Here is a 17835-nt window from a genome sequence, read left to right on the forward strand (position 1 = left end):
GTTACCTATGTTTCAGGACGACGAGAGTGATGTCGTCATGGACCTTCTGAGTGCCGATATGGGCCTTGACGTCTGCGATGATGGCGGCCGAGGCCTCCGCTGCGCTTCCGCCATGGGCCTTGAGAGCGGTATCGATCAGCTTCTCGATACCGTAGAGCTTGCCGTCCTCGCTCTCGGCTTCCGTGATCCCATCGGTGAAGAGCACAATCATGTCACCCTTGTTGAAGGGCAGGCTGATGCTAGAGAGGAAATCCAGAATATTTTCCTCAAGCCCGATGGGGAAGCCGAGGTCCAGCGTGTCGAGGCGCTCGACGGCTCCATCACCGCGGATGAGGATCACTTCCTCATGCTGGCCGGAGATCGTCACCCGGTCATGGCTGTAGTCGAGGAAGGCGAGCGAGAGATGCTTGCCACTGCGTGTGCGTTCCACATTCTTGAAGATCGAGCGGTTCAGCACGTCCAGGAAGGCGCAAGGATCTTCAACACCGCGTTCATATAGCGCGCGCCCAACCGATTGCACCATCAGCATCAGAACGCCGCTTTCAACGCCGTGGCCCGTCACGTCGCCGATGCCGATCTTGGCGCCGCCGGGAACATAGAGAACATCATAATAGTCGCCACCCACTTCATCTGCGGGTTCAACGTGGCTGGCGATGTCGAGATCGGGAATCCGGTCAAGCTCGGCGGGCGTCGGCAGCACCATCATCTGCAGCCGTCTTGCTACATCCAGTTCGGCACCAAGCCGGAGGTTTTCATCTCGAAGCTTTTCGTAAAGCCTCTGGATCTCGGCACTGGCGGAGGCCAGCTCCCGCGTGCGGTCCGCAACGCGGTGCTCGAGCGTTGCCGTGTATTCACGGATCTCGCGGGCCATGGAGTTGAAGGCCGTTCCCACCTGGGCAACCTCGTCCTGGCCCTTCACCGGAATCTGAATGTCATAGTCCGCACGGGTCAGGCGTGCTGCGGCATCGGCCAGAGCCGTCAGGCCCGCGGTGAAGCGGCGTGACAGCGCCACGGAAACCGCCAGCACCAGAATAAGGAACGCCAGCACCGAGGCGAGAATGCCCTTTACGATACGGCTGGTCGCCGTTCCGATCTGATGCTGCGCGGCATAGAGCGAGGCATAGATCTCGCGATCCGGCACGACGAAGCCCAGCATCAGATTTTCCGCGGCGATGCCAGCGTTGGGCTGCCACATGTTCATGGGCTGCAGCGGGCGGAGCGCAATCAGCACGCCTTCCGGTTTTCCATTCCGTTCCACGGTCACATGGGTGATGGAGGTCGTGCCGGGCGCCGGCATCTGGAGCTTGGCGATATCGGCAAAGCGGCTCTTCCTGAGGCTGCGCTCATGTCCAGTGACGCCGGCGCCTGTCGCCGATTCCTGCTTGAGGCCCAGCAGATCCTCGCCTGCGGCATTCACCGTCAGAACATTGCCGCCCTGCTGCGAGAGAAAGGCAAAACCCGTTTCAGCAATCTTCACGCCCTGCACCAGCTCCGTGAGCTGCGCGAGCGTGATGTCCACACCCACCATGCCCGCCACATCGTCACGGGCCTTGGTATAGATCGGGTGGAAATAGCTGACGATCAGATTGCCCGTGATCGCGTCCACATAGGGCGCCAGAATGGTGATATCGGTTGCAACGGGCCGGGAAGAGGGATCCTTCGCCCAGCCCTGCCATGCCTCATAGACACCGGGGAAGAAGAAGTCCCACCAGTTCTGCTGGTTGTGGCCGGGGTAGAGCTTGTCGAATGTCTGTGCCTGATCGGAATAGGGCATGGTGCGCATGATGGGGCGGGCCTTCGGGCCCACATAATACATCTGCAACTTGTTCTGCCCGGTCGCCATGAGCGAAGGCACGAGAAGATCGAAATAGCCAGAATCGCGCACGGCATCTGCAACGTCCGCCCGCATATTGCCCGATGCATCGAGGAGATAGCCCCACACGCTGATGACGGAGGACTCACCAGCCTTGTTCTGCAGCCAGTGCTTATCAGGATCATAAACCATCTGATCCTGGAACGCCCCATCCTGGCTCAGCAGGGTGCCAAGGTCACGGCCAAGCTTGGGGTCATCGACAAGACCTTGCGTGAATTGGGCCAGCATCTTCACCTGGTCGAAGGTGCGGGCAAACATCAGGTCGGCGCGCTGCGCCGTCATGTCAATATAGCGGGAGAGGTACTCTTCGTTTGCTTTGCTGAGGCCGTTTTCGATTTCGTTCGAGGCATCACGCGAGAGCTGCTGAACGTTCCACAGCGCGACAGCGCCGCCCAGCAAAAGCGAAAGCAGGACGGCCGATCCGATGAGCGCGATGAACTTGGCACGGAAGCTGGTGAGGAAGCTTCCCTTGGCAGGCGCGCTGGCCTGGGTGCTGGTGGACACGGCGGTCATATCGGCTTGCGTGCTGAAGCGGCCCAGATCGGCCACCCGGCATAGCCCTTGGGGTGAAGGGCGGCATAGATGTGATCCTGAAAGCCGCGGCGGAACTTCGAGATGAACTCCGGCGTGTCGCCACGGTCACGGGCCATTTCGCCCGCATAGACATTTTCCCAGGCCTGGATCATGTCGGCGAAATCCTGCGGATCGCCATCGAGATTGGTGACCATGAAACTATCCACCTTGATGTCTTCGAAGCCTGCATCCGCCAGGTAGCGCCTGCTCTTGGGGCCCAGTTCAACGTCCATGCGGAAATCGGCAAAAAGCTTCGCCACTTCGGTATAAGTCCACTGGATCGACTCGCTCCGGGGTTCGCCCAGGCAATGCGAGTTCTTTTCGTTGGTGATGTAAACACGCCCGCCGGGCTTGCAGATCCGATACAGCTCCCGGAGGATCATGTCAGGCTTGTCGAAGATCTGCAGGGAATGGCGGCAGGTCACGAAATCGAACTGGTCATCCTCGATCACCATTTCAGATGCATCGCCGTAAACATATTCGATATCGGTTACACCAAATTCATGCGCCACCTTGCGGGCGTAATCCAGGCTCGAGCGTGAATGATCGAGGGCTAGAATACGTGAAGGCTTGAATTCCTTTTGCGCCAGCACCGCGAAATCACCAATGCCGCAGCAGATATCGGCCATCGTCATTCCGGGATTCAGGCCATGGCGCGGCAACAGGTGGCGCTCATGCCGCCAGGTGAGGCGCGTCTGGTTGCGCAGAATGGGAATGAAGCCCCCTTCCTCGAGGAAGGCCTGGCCGGGATAGAAGTCCTTGTCGTATTCGGTGACGGTAACATTTGGCAGACGGCGCGCCAGCGGCTCGAATTTGCGCGTTGACCAGCCCATGACACTGGATGTCACCACCTCGATCTTCAAGTCTGTGCGGCTTTGCCCGACCTGGGAAACGAGACCGGCAATAACCCGGAAAGCAACATTGTTGAGCCTGGCCAGCCGCTTCACGTTCAAGTAGAAGGTTCCGCGCACGGTGGACAACGCCTGGGACAGGGCCTCCGACAGCGGGCGAATCTCATCCTCGCTGCGCGGGCGCAGTTTGCCGGCGATGACGAATTCCTGATTGTTCTCGTTGAATATGGCCTGATAGCCCTGTTCCGCACTCATGCGTCTGCTCCTTCCAGCGCCAGCTCTGCGGCCAGCTTCAGCCGGTTTCCTGAAGCAGGCGCGATGCTGATGCGCGCACGATAATCAACCGCAATTTCCAATAGCCCCAGATGCGGATCGGCCCCGTCGGACGCAAACAGCGCAGACTGGTAGATCTCCACAACGTCAGCGCGTTTCAGCCGCTCCGCAGCTTCCTTATAGTAATGAAGGGCGCTCTCGTCACAGGGCAAATTCAGCTCGATGAGATCTGCCTCGCCGACGCGGCACACGCGGCAGGAGAATTCTCCCTCCGGTCCGTGATGGATGAACGCGGTTTCAAGGAGCTCATTCAGCGCTGAACTCAGCAGATTGGCAAAGAGCAGGGAATCCGCCCGATTATGGCTCACCATCCGTGCGACGTAGGACGAAATGCGGTCACAGTGCAACCAATCCGAGGCGAAAGCCTCGATACCCATGGAGATTTCGAGAAGCGGTTTGGTCCCACTCATTCCGTTGATCCTGGCTAGTCCTCAGGGCCGGCAGACCGGCGCTAAGTCCGGCCGCAGAGGAGCGCTGCAGTTTGTGAAGTTGTTATAAGGTGCCGCCACGACGCCAATGCTAGCGGTACCGTTTTGCATGAACAAGCAGATTTAGCTTGCGCTTTTTTCCATCTCGACCAAGTTTCCGCAGCATTCCGCCAGGATAGCACAGGAGAGCGACTGCGTGAGCCAGACCACCACCTCAAGAAAGGCACGTGCGCCGGTGTTCATCTCGGCTCCACTTGCTGCACTGGTTGAAGGAATCTACCGGGCCGATACGACCATCGGGGAAATCCGGAAGAAAGGTAACTTGGGAATCGGCACCTTCAACGACCTCGACGGCGAAATGGTGCTGCTGGATGGCCTGGTTTACTGTCTCAGGCCCCAAGGCGACGCAGAACTCATTGGCGACGATGTCCGAACGCCTTTTGCGCTTGCCACTCAATTCGAAGGCGATACTGAAGACAGATTTGATGTGCCCGTCGCCGAAAGCGACTTCGAGCACGCAATGCTGGACCTCGTGCCCTCGCCCAATCTCATGTATGCGTTCCGGATTGACGGACATTTCAACTATGTGCGTGCGCGGTCAGTGCCAAAGCAGAGCAATTACCTGCCGCTTGCCGAAATCGCCAAGCTTCAGACAGTCTTCGAATATCATGATATCGAGGGTACAATCGTGGGTTTCTATACACCCACGTTTCTCGCCGGCGTGCATCTCGCAGGGCTTCACCTGCATTTCATTACCGCCGACCGGCTCAAGGGCGGGCATCTTCTTGCCGCCGCGCCGAAAGATATCACCGTAAAGCTGCAGCACGCGCCAGCAATTGAACTGGGTCTGCCGATGACCTTCGATTTTCTGGCCATGGACCGCACGCGGGACATGGAGGCAGACCTCAACAAGGTCGAGCGTTAGGGAAAACCGGAGCGCCGGAGATCCGGCGCTCCGCTGTCATTTACATGTGGGCGGGGGTCGCCAGCGCCATGGCGCGCTCGAAGATCTCGATATAGTGATTCACGTTCTGGCCGATCAACTCCATCTTCGAGAACTTGGCAATTCTCTCTCGCGCAAGTTTCAACTCAGACTGCGGAACGATCTGGCGGATGATTCCGCAGGTCTCGGCGAGTGACATCAGGCAGACGTCGCGCGGGTCGGGCAGGGCGTCACGCAGCAGAACCTCCAGGAGCCTCAACTTAACTTCCCGGATTTCCTTACCGTCAATTGCCGGATAGCGGCGGGTCTTGAGGAACCACAGCAAGCGGCCTTCCGTCTCCACCAGAATCTTCTTTTCGCACAGCCGGGCCAGCGCCCTTTCGCGCACGGTGTCACCCAGCTCGATCAACTGATTGATCAGATTATCCGCGTTGCTGTCAAAATCAGGCGAAGACAGGCGGGACAGCACAGGATCGAGTGAGCTGTTGCCAGTCGGGGTCTTGTCCACAACCCAAACGCGATTGAGATCGCTGTCAAGACGGCCTTCGAGACCAAGCTCCATGATTGCCGCACCGACGAAGCCGGCACGCTGGTATTCAAGCGGAATATCGACAAAGCCGCCGTCTTCATCCTTGAGGGTGAGGAGCAGGAACTCCTCTGGAACTGTCAGCATGGTAAGGCCCCAAATAAAATTACTGCGGCGGACCGCCGCCTCCGAGGCGCACAATATCGACTTTTATCGCGAAGCGGTATCCTCATTTTAGTTGGAGCAAAGCAGATCCGCAGTTGCGCAGGCTTGACCGCACGTGCTCTCCTGCGTTACGCGCGGAGGACGGCTTGAGTATTGTGAAGGGGCATTGCGTGACCGGGCGACTCGACATGTCATTGGGCAATGACGTCCAGGAGGTGGCGCGAGTCATCGACAGTCTTGAGGAGTTCGGCGCTTCGGAGGGCATTGCTCCTGAACAGGCGCTGCGATTTGGGCTGGTGCTGGACGAACTGATCACCAATATCATTTCGCATGGTCTCAAACACCGCAGCGACGGTACCATCCAGCTCGCGATTGAGCATGCCGATGGCAAGCTCTGTGCCGAACTTGTGGACGATGGACCGCCCTTTGACCCGCTCGCCACCGAAACAGTTCCGCCGGAAGGTGATATTGAGCATCGCCAGATAGGGGGGCTTGGCCTTACCCTGGTGAAGCGTTTCATGGACCGGCTTGACTACAGGCGTGTTGATGGGTTCAACCGCTTGAACATGGAAATGAAGTTGAAGGCAGCCTAAGGCTGCTGCAGCAGGGAGACTAAGCACGTGACCACTCTGAACAATGAAGTAACCGGCGGCGTTCTCGTTCTGAAGCCTTCGCGCCGCATCGACTCGAGCAGCGCCAAATCCTTCGAGGACGATGCGTCCACCCTGCTGGAAAGCGGACCCAAGAAGGTCGTGATAGATGCAACCGATCTTGACTACATCTCTTCTGCCGGACTTCGGGTGATCCTGACGACGGCAAAGAAGGCGAAAGCGGCCGGTGGCGGCCTCACCATCGCTTGCGCCAAGAACAATGTGAAGGAAGTCCTCGCGGTGAGCGGCTTCGACAACATCTTTGGTCTGCACGACAGCGTCGCCCAGGCCATCGCATCGCTCGGCGCGTGACGGCCGTCCTCAACGAAACGGGTCTTGCTGCAAGGCTGGCGGAGGCGGAAGCTGAGCTTGCCTTGCTGAAGGCGGAGCTTGAAGACATCAATCTGCTTTACCAAGCCACGATCGAGCATGGCGAGGCGGTTGAAGATCAATTGGCCGAGGCCAATCTCGCACTGCAGAGCACGCAGAAGCGGCTGTCGGATGAACTCACCGAGGCCGCGAATTACATCTTCTCGATCCTGCCGGAGCCGCGCAAGGAAGTACCCCGCACGGACTGGCTGCTTGTGCCCTCAACCGAACTTGGTGGCGATAGCTTCGGCTATCACGAGATCGATGCCGATCACATGGCCTTCTACCTGCTTGACGTCTGCGGCCACGGTGTGGGTGCGGCCCTGCTGTCGGTGACGGCGATCAACGTGCTACGCTCTGCAGCACTTCCCAATACCGACTTCCGGGATCCGGGTGCTGTTCTCACAGCGCTCAATGACTCGTTTCCCATGGAACGCCAGAACAACATGTATTTCACCATGTGGTATGGCGTGTTCCAGCGCGGCACGGGCGAGCTCCGCTATGCCAGCGCCGGCCACCCGGCTTCGGTGCTGCGCAAGGCGGATGGAAGCGTGCACACGCTGGTAACGCCGGGCATTGCCATTGGCATGATGCCCAGTATGAGCTATCGCACCGCGCGTTCCCAGATCGCTGAGGGAGACCGGCTGCACCTTGTGAGCGATGGCACCTTCGAGGTGGAGACGGCGCCAGGCGAGATGCTGGAATTTCAGGCCTTTGTGGAACGCTTGAGCCGCAGTGAAACCCCCAGCGAAGTTCTGTCCTGGGTGCGGGGCCTGAACGGGCCCGGTCCGCTTCCGGATGACTTCTCCCTGCTGACCATCGACTTCTGAATGCGGCTTAAGACAAATGCAAAGAGGGCGGCTTGCGCCGCCCTCTGTTCCGTCTCGCTTGCCTTGATGATCAGGCGATGTCGAAACGGTCCAGGTTCATCACTTTTGTCCAGGCTTTGACGAAGTCTTGCACGAAGGTCTTCTCGCCGTCCGACTGGCCATAAACTTCGACCAGCGCACGCAGCTGCGAGTTCGAACCGAACACCAGGTCCACGCGCGTCGCCGTCCACTTCACGTCGCCCGTCTTGCGGTCCTTCAGTTCGAAGACGTCTTCGGCAGGTGTGGTTGCCTTCCATTCCAGCCCCATGTCGAGAAGCGTGGTGAAGAAGTCGTTGGTCAGGGCCTCGGGCCGCTTGGTGAATACGCCGTGCTGGGCGTGATCATGGTTGGCATTCAGCACCCGCATGCCGCCGATGAGTGCCGTCATCTCCGGCGCCGTGAGCGTCAGGAGATTGGCCTTGTCGACCAGCAGTTCCTCCGCCGAGAGAGAGTACTTGGTCTTGAGATAGTTGCGGAAGCCGTCAGCCGTCGGCTCAAGCACCGCAAAGGACTCGGTATCCGTCTGCTCCTGCGTGGCATCCGTGCGGCCTGGTGTGAAGGGAACCTCCACAGGGTGGCCCGCCTTCTTAGCGGCTTCTTCAACGGCGGCAGAGCCACCGAGCACAATCAAATCCGCCAGCGACACGCGCTTCTTGCCGGTCTGGGCCGCGTTGAATGCCGTCTGGATCCCTTCAAGCGCCGTGAGCAGCGTTGCGAGCTTCGCCGGCTGGTTGACGTCCCAGTCCCTTTGCGGACTGAGGCGGATCCGCGCACCATTGGCGCCACCGCGCTTATCGGACCCGCGGAAGGTCGAGGCCGAGGCCCAGGCCGCCGACACGAGATGCGAAATCGAGAGCCCGGTCGCCAGGATCTTCGCCTTCAGCGAAGCGATATCGGCTGCATCGATCAGGTCGAAATCGCGCGCCGGAACCGGGTCCTGCCAGATCAGATCTTCGGCTGGAACTTCAGGACCGTGGTAGCGGACCTTGGGGCCCATGTCGCGGTGCGTGAGCTTGAACCATGCCCTCGCGAAGGCATCAGCGAACTGGTCGGGATTCTCATGGAAGCGGCGCGAAATCTTCTCGTATGCGGGGTCAGACTTCAGTGCGATGTCGGTCGTCAGCATCATCACCGGCACGCGCTTGGAAGGATCCTCCACATCGGGGGCCATTTCGTCGGGCTGAATGTTCTTCGGCTTCCACTGCCAGGCACCGGCGGGGCTCTTGTTCAGTTCCCATTCGAAACCAAACAGCTTGTCGAAGTAGTCGTTGCTCCACTGTGTGGGCGTTGACGTCCACGCGCCTTCGAGGCCGGAGGTGATGGTGTCCCGGCCTCTGCCGCTCTTGTAGGAGGAGAGCCAGCCAAGGCCCTGGGCGGTGATATCCGCACTTTCCGGCTCTGCTGCGACATTGGTCGCGGGGCCTGCGCCATGGGTCTTGCCGAAGGTGTGGCCGCCCGCGATCAGGGCAACGGTCTCTTCGTCATTCATAGCCATGCGGGCGAAGGTTTCGCGGATGTCGCGCGCAGAGGCGACGGGATCCGGCTTGCCATTCGGCCCCTCTGGGTTCACGTAGATCAGGCCCATCTGCACGGCGGCCAAGGGGTTCTCCAAATCGCGGTCCCCGCTGTAGCGCTTGTCGCCCAGCCAGGTGTCTTCGTTGCCCCAGTAGATATCTTCTTCCGGCTCCCACACGTCGGCACGGCCACCGCCGAAACCGAACGTCTTGAAGCCCATGGTTTCCAGCGCAACGTTGCCGGCGAGGATCATCAGATCTGCCCAGGAGATCTGGTTGCCGTATTTCTGCTTGATGGGCCAGAGCAGGCGGCGCGCCTTGTCCAGATTGGCGTTGTCCGGCCAGCTGTTGAGCGGCGCGAAACGCTGCGTTCCGTGGCCGGCGCCGCCGCGGCCGTCGCCCGTGCGATAGGTGCCGGCGCTGTGCCAGGCCATGCGGATGAAGAGGGGGCCATAGTGGCCGTAATCTGCCGGCCACCAATCCTGCGAATCGGTCATCAGCGCGGCCAGATCTCTTTTCAGCGCGGTGTAATCGAGTCTCTGGAAGGCCGAGACATAGTCAAAAGACGGCGCCAGCGGGCTGGAGAGCGCCGAGTTCTGGTGCAGGATCCTGAGATTGAGCTGGTTCGGCCACCAGTCCCTGTTTGACCGGCCTGATGAAACGGCGTGTTTGGGAGCACCGTGAAACGGGCACTGAGCGGCTGTGTCGGTAACTTTCTTGTCCATAATTTCCCTCCGATGAATGCAATCCGGCAAGCCGGTGCTGCCACTTGAGGTGGCGGCCCGGCCTTCGTTCCCGCAGCCTCTCTAGCGCAGCACGACTATTAGTAATAGTTGAATTTTCTGATTGCAGCGATAAGACAATCTTATGAACAACTTCACGCTGCGCCAACTGCGCTATTTTGAGGCGCTCGCCCGCCATAGGCATTTCGGCCGCGCGGCCGAGGCCTGTGCCGTGTCTCAGCCTGCTCTTTCCCTGCAGATCAAGGAGCTGGAGGAGGCGCTCGGTACGCCGCTGTTCGAGCGGGGCCATCGCGAAGTCAGGCTCACCCGGTTCGGGGAAGCATTTGCACCCCGGGTGCGGGATATTCTGCGCTCCATCGAGGAGCTGGCGGATCTCGCGCGCGCTTCCCGCAGCTGGCTGTCCGGCCGGTTGAGAATTGGGGTGATCCCGACCGTTGCGCCCTACCTGCTGCCTGCCCTTATCGGCAGCCTGAACCGATTGCACCCGGAGCTGGACATCCATGTGCGGGAGACGCTGACAGCAAGGCTCATCCGCGAATTGGCAGAAGGCCGCCTGGATACGGCGATTATGGCGTTACCCGTTTCCGAACCGTCTCTGGTGGAGGAGGCATTGTTCGCCGAGGATTTTCTTCTGGTGCGCCCTGCGGGTGACCGGAAAAAGCCGGTGCCAAGCGTTGATGCGCTGCGGGAAATGCGCCTTCTTCTGCTGGAGGAGGGGCATTGCTTCCGCAACCAGGCGCTCGCGTTCTGCAACATGAATGCCGCGCTGCCGCGCGAGATGCTCGAAGGCAGCTCGCTGTCCACGCTTGTGCAAATGGTGGGGGCCGGGATCGGCGTGACGCTGATCCCCGAGATGGCAGCCTCGGTGGAGACCCGTTCGGCAGAAGTGGCGCTCGCCCGCTTTGCCGGCACGCAGCCGACCCGTACGATCGGCATGATCTGGCGGCGGACGAGCCCGCTCGGGCCCCAGCTGCAACATATTGCAGGCATCGTAAGGGAAACTGCAGCGCAGCTCCGAAGCTCGCAGGGACCGCTGCGTATTTCTTGAGTTTTTATGGTATGATGCTGAACGCAATTCATTGTCCGTTTAAGGCGGGTTATGTAGACTGGCGCGTGTGAAACACCTTCTCAACGACTTGACGCAGCGGGCCTTGATCTCCGGGGAGCAGGCCGCGCAGATTCTGGGTCTTGCGGCTGATGGCCGGGAGACGGCGGTACGCCTGTTGCTGCGCCAGGGAGCGGTTGACCCTCAGGTTCTGGCAACTGAATTGGCGCGCGTGTTCCATCTGCCGCTGGCGGTCGAATGGCCCGCAGGCCGCATTCTGCCAGACGCCATTTCGCTCCGCTTCATGCGTGAGCGGCATGTGCTGCCGGCGGCGGTCGACGGCCAGCGGCTTTCCGTGATCGTGAGCGATCCGAGCGACGAGGCGACGATGGGGGCGCTGCGTCTGGCCGCCGGCATGGACCTTTCCCTGCTGATCGCCACCGACAATCAGATCCTCTCGGCCATCGAACGGCTTGATGGGGATCGCTCCGTATCCTCTCAGACAGGCGGATTCAGGCCGGGTGCCGAGGATGAGGAGACGCTGAAGGACCTGGCGCTCGATGCGCCTGTCATCGATCTTGTCAACCGGCTGTTCCGCGAAGCGTCTGCCGCCCGCGCCACCGACCTTCACATCGAACCGGCGCGCGGCCAGGTGATGGTGCGGCACCGTGTCGACGGACTTCTGGAAGAGCGTGAGCGTCTGCTGCCGGAACTGGGCCGTGCCGCCGTCTCCCGCCTCAAGATTCTGACCAACCTCAACATCGCCGAAAAACGCCTGCCGCAGGACGGCCGCGCCCGCTTGCGCATTGCCGAGCGGGACTATGACATTCGCGTTGCCACCATGCCGACGGTTCATGGTGAGAGCATCGCCATCCGCTTCCTCAGTTCCAACACGCAGGTGCCGGAGATTGACAGGCTGGGCCTGTCTCCCACCGATGTCGCGAAGCTGACGCAGCAGATCCAGCATGCCCATGGCATGATCGTGGTGACGGGCCCCACCGGCAGCGGCAAGACGACAACACTCGCGGCAGCGCTCGGCATTCTCAACAATCCGCACCGCAAGATCGTCACCATTGAGGACCCCGTCGAATATCAGATCGCGGGCGTCAACCAGATCCAGATCCACCAGGAAATCGGATTGTCCTTTGCCCGCACGCTCCGCGCTCTGCTGCGTTTCGACCCGGACATCATCATGGTCGGCGAAATGCGCGATGGTGAAACGGCGAGCATCGGCGTCAACGCGGCACTGACGGGGCATCTGGTGCTGACCACGCTTCACACCAATTCTGCCGCGGGTGCAGTGGTGCGCCTGCTGGACCTCGGGGTGCAGGCCTATCTCATTGCCTCGACGTTGCGCTGCGTCATCGCGCAGCGGCTTGTGCGAAAGCTTTGCACCCATTGCCGGGAGCCCTACGAGGCTTCGGCTGAATTGCTGGCCCAATTGCCGGAAAGCGCCCAGGCGCGCGGGCTGTCCTCCGTTCGGCTCTACAAGGCCTGCGGCTGCAGCTATTGCGGCGGATCCGGTTTTTCGGGCCGTGCCGCGATCTTCGAAGTCCTCATCATCGATGAAGAGATCAGGAGGCTCATCAAGCCGGACATCTCGGCAGACATCATTGCCCAGGCAGCGCGCCGGTCGGGAACGGCCGGCATGCTGGCCGATGGCTTCCGCAAGTGCCGGGAGGGACTCACCACCATCGAGGAACTCGGACGCGTGATGTCGGAGGACTGATGGCAAGCTTCCGATACTCCGCAGTGAAGGACAGCGGCGAAAGGGTGGCCGGCACCATCGAAGGGGCGGACCGGTCGCTGGCGATCAGCCGTCTCTCCGAACAGGGCCTCCACCCCATCGACATCAGCGAGGAAGGCGCGGATACGGGAAGCAGCGCCCTGTTTGGCCGGACCCGCATTCCCCGACAGGAGCTGACGGGCTTTACCCGCCAGCTCGCCTGGCTTCTGCAGGCGGGAACCACACTCAACCGGTCGCTGGAAATCCTGACCAAGGAGAGCTTCTCGAAGCCGCTCTCGGCCGTGCTCTCAGCGGTCCAGTCAGACATCCGAAAGGGCCGCAGCTTCCATGATTCCCTTGCGGCCACTGGCGCCTTCCCGCCCTTCTATCTGAGCATGGTGGAGGTGGGGGAGGCGACGGGCACACTTGCGCCGTCGCTTGACAGGCTGGCGGGCGCCCGCGAGCGCGAGCAGAAGGTACGCAGCAAGGTGGTCTCTGCACTCACCTATCCCGTGATGCTGGTGGTTCTGTCGATCGGCGTTGTTGCCTTTCTGATGGTCGCCGTGGTCCCGGGCATCAAGGACATGATCACCAACAGCGGCGCGCCGGTTCCTGAATCCGCACAGATGGTGATCGGCGTTTCTGACTGGCTCATTGCCAATGGATTGGTCTTCGCAATATTCATTGCGGTGCTGGCGGCGGCCATGGCGCTGCTCTGGACCCGCACGTCCCTGCCAAGAACGCTGCGCAGCATGGCGTTGCGCATCCCGCTCATCGGCAAAGTGCTGATGAAATCCGATACGGCACAGTTCTGCCGCGTTCTGGGTGCGTTGTCTGCTGCGGGCATGAGCTTGCCCTCCAGCCTGAAACTCATCACCACAACGGTCACGGACCGCCGCATTCTCAAGGCCACACAGGAAATGGAAGTGGCGTTGCGCCGCGGCGAAGACTTCATCGCGCCGCTGGAACGCTCGGGCGTCCTTCCGCCGCTTCTGGCCCGCATGGTGAAAGTTGGGGCTGAAACAGGCAATTTGACACCGAGCCTGCTCCGGGTGACCGACATATTGGACGACCAGCTCGATGGAATGACCGAGCGGTCTCTGGCGCTGCTGGGGCCCATCATCATCCTGACGCTGAGCGTCTTCGTGGGATTCATCATCACCTCGCTCATGGGCGCGGTCATCAGCATCAACGATCTCGCCCTGTGATGGGCAGTCTGAAGAGAGGCACTTTCGCATGACATTCACCCGCCTGAAGAACACGCTTCGCCCGATGGCCCGCCGGAGGGCGAAGGGGGAGTCTGGTTTCACACTGGTTGAACTGCTCGTCGTGCTCGTGATCCTCGTGCTGCTCGCCTCAATTATCGGGCCGCGCGTCATCAGCTATCTCGGCTCTTCGCGCAGCAAGACGGCGCATGTGCAGGTCGAAAGCCTCGTCACCGCCATGGAACTCTTCCATATCGATGTGGGCCGCTATCCCACATCCTCCGAAGGACTGCAGTCTTTGGTGAAGCCCGCGGGCAATGTTCCTGGCTGGAACGGGCCCTATCTCTCCAAGGGCGATGTTCCCAAGGACCCTTGGGGCAAGCCCTATGTCTATGTGCCAGGTGAAGGCAGCACGTCCTTCTCGATCAAGAGCTTTGGCGCAGACGGCAAAGAAGGCGGAACGGGAGAGGATGCGGACATCTCCAACTGATCGCCAGGCCGGCTTCACGCTGGTTGAACTGCTGGCGGTGCTGGTGATCCTGGCGCTGTCGGCAACAGCCATTCTGTCGCTTGGCCGCAACAGCCTCGAGTCGGCGCGCGTGCGCTCCTTCATGATCCAGGCAGAGGCCATGCTGCGCGATGCCCGCACGGCTGCAATTGAGGGCCAGACCGAGACATCCGTGCTGATCGACGAGGACGGCCGCAGCATCAGCTTTCCGGCCCGTGACCGCGTGCTGCGATTGCCCGCCGGTCTTGCCCTCGATGCGAAGGTCGCCAAGGCGGCAGGCGCAGAAAGCCCGGGCGTGCGCTTCTTTCCGTCGGGCAGTTCGACGGGAGGCGTACTGTCCTTCCAATTTCGGGGCCGCGCTTATGCTTTGCGCATCAACTGGCTGACGGGGCGTGCCGATGCCGAAACGCTCTGAAGCCGGCTTTTCACTCGTCGAGGTGCTGTGCGCGGTGGCAATCGCCGCCAGTGCCATCGCCGTTCTGACTAGCGGCATCACCGGATCTTTACGGGGTGCCGCAGCACTCGACATGCGCCTCGGCGGCAGGATCGTGCTGCAGACCATCCTTGAAGATGAACTGGCAGCGCGGGGGACGGCGGCCGCGGAGCGCGAAGGCAACTCCGGCCCCTACCGCTGGCGGCTTGTCGTTTCGCCCGAAAAATTCGCCGATTTGCCGAGCCCTTACCGCCTTTACCGTGTGACGGCGTCGGTGAACTGGGGAAACGGCGCTGGCGAATCCGCCTCGGCCCTGAAACTCGCGCAATGATCACGGCTTCCCCATCTGCTGGTTCCCGTCAGAGCGGCTTCACGCTGCTCGAGGTGTTGGCCGGCCTCATCCTCGCGTCATTGATCCTCGTATCTCTCAATCTTGCAATGACGGCGGTAAACAAGGGGGTGGCCCGCACGCGTACGTCGCTTGGTCAACAGGCTGGCATTGCGACGGCCATCGATATCTTCGGGCGTGACGTGGCCCGCATTGCCAAGATTCGGCGCGGAGAAGGCGAGGCGTTCGGCGGGTATCTGTTCGATGGCCGTGCCGGGTCCGTCATCTATCCCCTGCGCGAAGATGCGGGGGTTACTGCGCCCGGCCTCTATCTGGTGCGCTTGAGTCTGCGTGAGGACAAGGGTCTGCGCCAACTCATTCGCGAACGTTCGCCGCTCGCCCTGGCCGGGAAGGTTGGAACTCCAAAATGGCGGGACCCGGTGGTCCTGCTGCAAGGTCCCTATGAAATCTCCTTTGCGTACCGTGCCCCGAGTTCGGGCAGCAGGGAGTGGAGTGACACTTGGGATGCCAGCAGCATCATGCCGCAGCAGATCCGCCTGACGATCGGCGACGTTGCAACCGGGCGCCTTCGCGTTCCAGGCTTCGTACAGTCACTCGCGATCGATTCCGAAGTCGAGTGCGCAAGCAGGGCAGAGCAACGCTGCGGCACGGCGGGCGCGGAGGCGAAGAGCCAATGAACCCCGCCGCTGTGCGTCACCGGGAACGTGGTATCATCCTCATCGCCGTGCTTCTGTCGGTGGCGATCATGTCCGTCATGGTCGTCGCCACTGCTGCTCTCACGCGGGCGGGAATCGGCAGCGAGCTGCTGGAACAACGCCGGCTCAACTCTCACTTCGCCCTGCGTTCCGCCCTTGAAGTTGCCAAGGCGCTGATCCTCGTGACGCCGCCTGAAGAGCGCGTTTTCTTCGATGGCACAGCCAAGAAAGTGGCGGCCGGTGGTGCTGTCAGCGCCATGATATCTATCACGGACGCGGCAGGTCTGGTGGATCTCAACCAATCGGACCCGGCGCTGATCGAGGCTCTGGCGCGGAGCAGCGGCCTGCCGCTCAAGCAGGTATCGGGCCTCGCAGAAAAAATCGTCAAGCTCCGCAAGGACGCAGCACCCCCTCAACCAGGTGGCCTCAAGCCCGCTGTCGTGCCGCCGAATGCGCCTCAGCCGGTGAAAGCGGCAGATCAGGCAAGACCAGGAGACCTGAAGCCGGGAGCTGTGCAGCCACAGCCGGTGATCTTCCTCTCAGTCGATCAGCTTCAGGCGCTGGCCGATCTCACTTCGGATGAGGGCGAGAGCCTTATGGCGGCACTCACCGTATTCAGCCCGACGGGCATGATCAATCCGCTGGCGGCGCCCGAGGCGGTGCTCAATGGCATTCCAGGGATCGCGCCCGCTGACTTTTCGGTGTTTGCGGCCGCAAAGCGCAGCCGCAAATGGAAGTCTGATGCAAGGATTGCGCAGATCATGGAGCGAACCAAGCCGGTGCTTGCGCTCGAGGAGCCTTCGGTTTTCGTGATCGAGGTCAAGCTGGAACCCGGGGAGGGTTATCTGGCAGGAAGCACTGCGCGCGCCGTGGTGCGGATCGGCAAAGAGGGGGCGCAGCCGCTCCTTACATTGGCGATGGAGGAGCAATGATGATGAAGGCCAGCGTCTGATGGACATCAACAAGGACATCACCTTCGCCACGCTGTGGAGCAGCCTGCGGGACCCTGTGCTCGTATTGGCCGAAGAACTGGCCGTGCTGAAAGTGCACGCGCAGCCGCCCGCCGTTTGTTTCCGGATTCATGCCGGGGGGATCGATATCGAGAAGACGGAAGGCGGCAAACGCGAGCTTCTTCTCTCTGTTGCCGGCCACCCGCGGCAGGCAACGCAGGAGTTTCTCGCAGCCCTCCAGCCCGAAGGCCTGGAAGGTGACGTGGCAATCGAGTTTGCGGAAGATCAGGCCGTCAACAAGGAGATCATGCTCCCGCAGCAGCCTGACGATGTGCTGAACGCCATCGTCCGCAACAAGGTGGAAGGACTTGCCCCCTGGCCCCTGGCGCAGTGCCTCTGGGGCATGCGCGCGCGCCCCATGGCAGATGATCCGCGCCAGTTGGCCGTCGATGTGGCGGTGGTCAGCCGCACCCTGATGGAGGGGTTGGCCGCCGATTTGCGTGCCGCCGGTGCTGAGGTCCGGTCCGTTAGCGTCCGCCTGTCGGATCACCAGTCGATCCGGATCGACCATGGGGGAGAGGACGTCAGGCGTATCGGACGGGAGTGGGCCGTGAAGCTCGCCAAGGCGGCGGCAGTGCTCTGCCTTTTGGTGGCAGGCCCCGGATTGTTTGCCATCTACCGCGCTTCGAGCGAGGCGTCTCTGCTGGAGGAGAATACTGCGGAGATCATGCAGTCCATCAAGGGCGGCGGCGCCGGCTTCGGAGAGACGCCGATGCTTGCAGCTGCCAACCGCCTCCGCCAGCAGCGGCTGGACCATGCGCCCACCGTGGCCGATCTGAATGAGCTGTCCAGTCTCCTGCCGGACACCGTCTACTTGACGGCGCTTACGCTCGATGGCGACAAGTTGGAGGTCAAGGGGCAGGGGAGCGGTGTTCCTGGACTGATCGAGATTCTCGAATCCTCAACGCGCTTCAAGGACGTGAACTTCGCCGCGGCAACGGAGCTCGATGCGAACAGCAACGCCGATGCCTTTTCCCTCAGCGCAACGCTTGAGCCCGCGCAGCAGGCCACACCATGAGGAGTTCTG

18 protein-coding genes are annotated in these 17835 nt (G+C 61.2%); 13 read left to right on the forward strand and 5 right to left on the reverse strand.

What is annotated here, in order from left to right:
* Position 1 precedes the first annotated feature (1 nt).
* From ACO06F_RS14925 to ACO06F_RS14935, 3 genes are read right to left on the reverse strand one after another with little or no spacing between them, the layout of a single operon-like run.
* The gene (locus ACO06F_RS14925; protein WP_421693537.1) at positions 2-2422 is read right to left on the reverse strand and encodes a SpoIIE family protein phosphatase; all 2421 of its coding nucleotides are present in this window, start codon (positions 2420-2422) and stop codon (positions 2-4) included.
* Positions 2383-3552, reverse strand: a complete 1170-nt coding sequence (locus tag ACO06F_RS14930; protein WP_421693538.1) for a class I SAM-dependent methyltransferase — start codon at positions 3550-3552, stop codon at positions 2383-2385. Before ACO06F_RS14930 ends, ACO06F_RS14925 begins: the two co-directional genes overlap by 40 nt.
* The gene (locus ACO06F_RS14935) at positions 3549-4040 is read right to left on the reverse strand and encodes a ubiquinone biosynthesis methyltransferase UbiE (protein ID WP_421693539.1); all 492 of its coding nucleotides are present in this window, start codon (positions 4038-4040) and stop codon (positions 3549-3551) included. The genes ACO06F_RS14930 and ACO06F_RS14935 overlap by 4 nt, the downstream gene beginning before the upstream one ends.
* Before the next feature lie 214 nt (positions 4041-4254).
* On the opposite strand from ACO06F_RS14935, the gene budA reads away from it, so the two are divergent.
* The gene (budA, locus tag ACO06F_RS14940; RefSeq protein WP_421693540.1) at positions 4255-4983 is read left to right on the forward strand and encodes an acetolactate decarboxylase; all 729 of its coding nucleotides are present in this window, start codon (positions 4255-4257) and stop codon (positions 4981-4983) included.
* 40 nt (positions 4984-5023) lie between these two features.
* Here the strand turns inward: budA and ACO06F_RS14945 are convergent, their stop codons facing one another.
* Positions 5024-5674 carry a GOLPH3/VPS74 family protein gene (locus ACO06F_RS14945; protein ID WP_421693541.1) on the reverse strand — a complete coding sequence of 217 codons (651 nt, stop codon included), beginning with the start codon at positions 5672-5674 and terminating at the stop codon, positions 5024-5026.
* Between the two features lie 113 nt (positions 5675-5787).
* On the opposite strand from ACO06F_RS14945, the gene ACO06F_RS14950 reads away from it, so the two are divergent.
* From ACO06F_RS14950 to ACO06F_RS14960, 3 genes are read left to right on the forward strand one after another with little or no spacing between them, the layout of a single operon-like run.
* Complete coding sequence (locus tag ACO06F_RS14950) at positions 5788-6285, forward strand: ATP-binding protein (protein WP_421693542.1); 498 nt, start codon at positions 5788-5790, stop codon at positions 6283-6285.
* A gap of 27 nt (positions 6286-6312) precedes the next feature.
* Entirely contained in the window at positions 6313-6654 is a 342-nt protein-coding gene (locus ACO06F_RS14955) for an STAS domain-containing protein (RefSeq protein WP_421693543.1), read from the forward strand.
* Positions 6651-7541 carry a PP2C family protein-serine/threonine phosphatase gene (locus ACO06F_RS14960; protein WP_421693544.1) on the forward strand — a complete coding sequence of 297 codons (891 nt, stop codon included), beginning with the start codon at positions 6651-6653 and terminating at the stop codon, positions 7539-7541. Before ACO06F_RS14955 ends, ACO06F_RS14960 begins: the two co-directional genes overlap by 4 nt.
* Before the next feature lie 70 nt (positions 7542-7611).
* Here the strand turns inward: ACO06F_RS14960 and katG are convergent, their stop codons facing one another.
* Positions 7612-9819: a catalase/peroxidase HPI gene (gene katG, locus ACO06F_RS14965; protein WP_421693545.1), complete on the reverse strand. Its 2208-nt coding sequence runs from the start codon at positions 9817-9819 to the stop codon at positions 7612-7614.
* A gap of 142 nt (positions 9820-9961) precedes the next feature.
* Here katG and ACO06F_RS14970 point away from each other — a divergent pair, with 142 nt between their 5' ends.
* The 9 genes from ACO06F_RS14970 (at position 9962) to ACO06F_RS15010 (ending at position 17826) form a co-directional block, all read left to right on the forward strand.
* Positions 9962-10885, forward strand: a complete 924-nt coding sequence (locus tag ACO06F_RS14970) for a LysR substrate-binding domain-containing protein (protein WP_421693546.1) — start codon at positions 9962-9964, stop codon at positions 10883-10885.
* A gap of 67 nt (positions 10886-10952) precedes the next feature.
* The gene (locus ACO06F_RS14975; RefSeq protein WP_421693547.1) at positions 10953-12611 is read left to right on the forward strand and encodes a GspE/PulE family protein; all 1659 of its coding nucleotides are present in this window, start codon (positions 10953-10955) and stop codon (positions 12609-12611) included.
* Positions 12611-13816, forward strand: a complete 1206-nt coding sequence (locus tag ACO06F_RS14980; protein ID WP_421693548.1) for a type II secretion system F family protein — start codon at positions 12611-12613, stop codon at positions 13814-13816. Before ACO06F_RS14975 ends, ACO06F_RS14980 begins: the two co-directional genes overlap by 1 nt.
* A 28-nt stretch (positions 13817-13844) precedes the next feature.
* Positions 13845-14303, forward strand: coding sequence for a type II secretion system major pseudopilin GspG (gene gspG, locus ACO06F_RS14985; RefSeq protein WP_421693549.1), 459 nt, complete (start codon positions 13845-13847; stop codon positions 14301-14303).
* On the forward strand, positions 14284-14736 hold the full coding sequence (locus ACO06F_RS14990) for a GspH/FimT family pseudopilin (protein ID WP_421693550.1): 453 nt from the start codon (positions 14284-14286) through the stop codon (positions 14734-14736). Before gspG ends, ACO06F_RS14990 begins: the two co-directional genes overlap by 20 nt.
* The gene (locus ACO06F_RS14995) at positions 14720-15085 is read left to right on the forward strand and encodes a prepilin-type N-terminal cleavage/methylation domain-containing protein (RefSeq protein WP_421693551.1); all 366 of its coding nucleotides are present in this window, start codon (positions 14720-14722) and stop codon (positions 15083-15085) included. The genes ACO06F_RS14990 and ACO06F_RS14995 overlap by 17 nt, the downstream gene beginning before the upstream one ends.
* Complete coding sequence (locus ACO06F_RS15000) at positions 15082-15780, forward strand: PulJ/GspJ family protein (protein ID WP_421693552.1); 699 nt, start codon at positions 15082-15084, stop codon at positions 15778-15780. The genes ACO06F_RS14995 and ACO06F_RS15000 overlap by 4 nt, the downstream gene beginning before the upstream one ends.
* A complete protein-coding gene (locus ACO06F_RS15005; protein WP_421693553.1) occupies positions 15777-16730 on the forward strand; it encodes a hypothetical protein in 954 nt (317 codons plus the stop codon). Before ACO06F_RS15000 ends, ACO06F_RS15005 begins: the two co-directional genes overlap by 4 nt.
* A gap of 19 nt (positions 16731-16749) precedes the next feature.
* Positions 16750-17826, forward strand: a complete 1077-nt coding sequence (locus tag ACO06F_RS15010; protein WP_421693554.1) for a PilN domain-containing protein — start codon at positions 16750-16752, stop codon at positions 17824-17826.
* Positions 17827-17835: the final 9 nt, after the last annotated feature.

Source organism: Aestuariivirga sp. (genome assembly GCF_965227715.1).
Classification (GTDB): domain Bacteria; phylum Pseudomonadota; class Alphaproteobacteria; order Rhizobiales; family Aestuariivirgaceae; genus Aestuariivirga.

Excerpts from the sequence above, each read along its gene's own strand:
- gspG (WP_421693549.1), top strand. The coding sequence starts at position 13,845 with ATGACATTCACCCGCCTGAAGAACACGCTTCGCCCGATGGCCCGCCGG.
- ACO06F_RS14995 (WP_421693551.1), top strand. The coding sequence starts at position 14,720 with ATGCCGAAACGCTCTGAAGCCGGCTTTTCACTCGTCGAGGTGCTGTGC.
- ACO06F_RS15005 (WP_421693553.1), top strand. The coding sequence starts at position 15,777 with ATGAACCCCGCCGCTGTGCGTCACCGGGAACGTGGTATCATCCTCATC.
- ACO06F_RS14980 (WP_421693548.1), top strand. The coding sequence starts at position 12,611 with ATGGCAAGCTTCCGATACTCCGCAGTGAAGGACAGCGGCGAAAGGGTG.
- ACO06F_RS14935 (WP_421693539.1), bottom strand. The coding sequence starts at position 4,040 with ATGAGTGGGACCAAACCGCTTCTCGAAATCTCCATGGGTATCGAGGCT.
- ACO06F_RS15000 (WP_421693552.1), top strand. The coding sequence starts at position 15,082 with ATGATCACGGCTTCCCCATCTGCTGGTTCCCGTCAGAGCGGCTTCACG.
- katG (WP_421693545.1), bottom strand. The coding sequence starts at position 9,819 with ATGGACAAGAAAGTTACCGACACAGCCGCTCAGTGCCCGTTTCACGGT.
- ACO06F_RS14990 (WP_421693550.1), top strand. The coding sequence starts at position 14,284 with ATGCGGACATCTCCAACTGATCGCCAGGCCGGCTTCACGCTGGTTGAA.
- ACO06F_RS14970 (WP_421693546.1), top strand. The coding sequence starts at position 9,962 with ATGAACAACTTCACGCTGCGCCAACTGCGCTATTTTGAGGCGCTCGCC.
- ACO06F_RS14945 (WP_421693541.1), bottom strand. The coding sequence starts at position 5,674 with ATGCTGACAGTTCCAGAGGAGTTCCTGCTCCTCACCCTCAAGGATGAA.
- ACO06F_RS14930 (WP_421693538.1), bottom strand. The coding sequence starts at position 3,552 with ATGAGTGCGGAACAGGGCTATCAGGCCATATTCAACGAGAACAATCAG.
- ACO06F_RS15010 (WP_421693554.1), top strand. The coding sequence starts at position 16,750 with ATGGACATCAACAAGGACATCACCTTCGCCACGCTGTGGAGCAGCCTG.